Source organism: Merdimonas faecis (assembly GCF_001754075.1).
GTDB classification, from domain to species: domain Bacteria; phylum Bacillota; class Clostridia; order Lachnospirales; family Lachnospiraceae; genus Merdimonas; species Merdimonas faecis.
In genome coordinates this window covers 1-1,293 of sequence record NZ_MIEH01000060.1, presented here as the reverse complement: position 1 = coordinate 1,293, position 1,293 = coordinate 1, and the positions used below count along the sequence as shown (strand labels likewise).

Sequence of the window (1,293 nt, the reverse complement as noted above, 5' to 3'; positions counted from 1 at the left end):
CTAGTATAGTTGTCACTAATTAACTCGACTTTTCAAGAGACAATGTTTCAACCTGTGCTTCTTCATTCGGATTGATTTCATCAAGTCGATATTTCCAGTGATAGACAACAGGGGTATCATTGATCTCTTCAAAATATTTATATATTCGCTCCACCAGCTCACTTTTCGTTTTTACACGAATGCCTTTTAACGACTGACGGGTGAGTTTGCTGAAAAATCCTTCTACAAGATTTAGCCAGGAACCATGCTTCGGAGTGAATACAAACTCAAATCTTCCGGGAACACCAGCCAGATATTTTCTCGTTTCTTGGGAGGTATGCACCTGGAGATTATCTAATACTAATCGGATTTTATCCTCTTTAGGATACTTGGAATCCAGTAGCTGAAGGAACTCTATATACTCTTTGCTGCTATGCCGATCCCTCACAAGTGGAATCGCCTCTCCTGTTTGCAGGTCGATCCCGGCAAGCAGGGAAATAGTTCCAAGACGTTTGTATTCATAGTCTCTGCTGATTGTTTTGTGATTTTCATCCGGCGGAAGATCCTCCGTTATATTGGCAATGGCCTGTATGCCTGGTTTCTCATCATAGGAGAGTACATGAGTTACCTGTTCATTCTCAGGAAAAGGCAATAATTGTCCATTTTCGTCAAACTGAAGCGACAACTGCTTATAAACCAGAAGGACGTTATGCATCTTCTGATCAAAGTCAGGATCGCGGTTTTCGCAGTAATACGTGATCTTATTCGGCTTAATTTCGGCTTCTTCAAGTATTGTGCGAACCTTTGACTGACTTATGGTTGAAAGACGTATATGACCGGCTTCTTCTGCAAACTGATGGATATGTTTTGTTAGAAGGGCTCTGGTCCATACTTCAGCGGAATAACCAAGATCTACAGGTTTCTGACATGCAATGTTAATAATCCACGCCTTTTCGGTATCTGTGATTTCAGCATTGCGGCCACGGCCGGGAGCATCAGAGAGGGCATTTTCAACGCCGCCCTCCTTAAACTTTTTTAAGCAAAGCATAACGCTGCATCGGTTGATACCAACTTTATCAGCGATTACATCAATCGGTTCACCATCCGCTTTCAATAAAAGGATCCGAGCTCTGCAAACAGTCTGTGCCTGAATGGTACGAGAACGTGTCTGTAATTCAAGATAAGACCGTTCCTCTGGAGTAAGTGTTATTGTTGTTGCTTTTCTTCCCATGATATTGCCCTCCATAGTTAATGTATAGAGATTATATCATAGGTTGATTATATAGTCGAGTTAATTAAAAACATTTATACTAG

Annotated in this window: 1 protein-coding gene; it reads right to left on the bottom strand. The window is 41.3% G+C overall.

Annotated features, from left to right (window positions below):
• Positions 1 to 19: 19 nt before the first annotated feature.
• Positions 20 to 1,210 carry an IS630 family transposase gene (locus tag BKD12_RS16210; RefSeq protein WP_070090375.1) on the bottom strand — a complete coding sequence of 397 codons (1,191 nt, stop codon included), beginning with the start codon at positions 1,208 to 1,210 and terminating at the stop codon, positions 20 to 22.
• Positions 1,211 to 1,293: the final 83 nt, after the last annotated feature.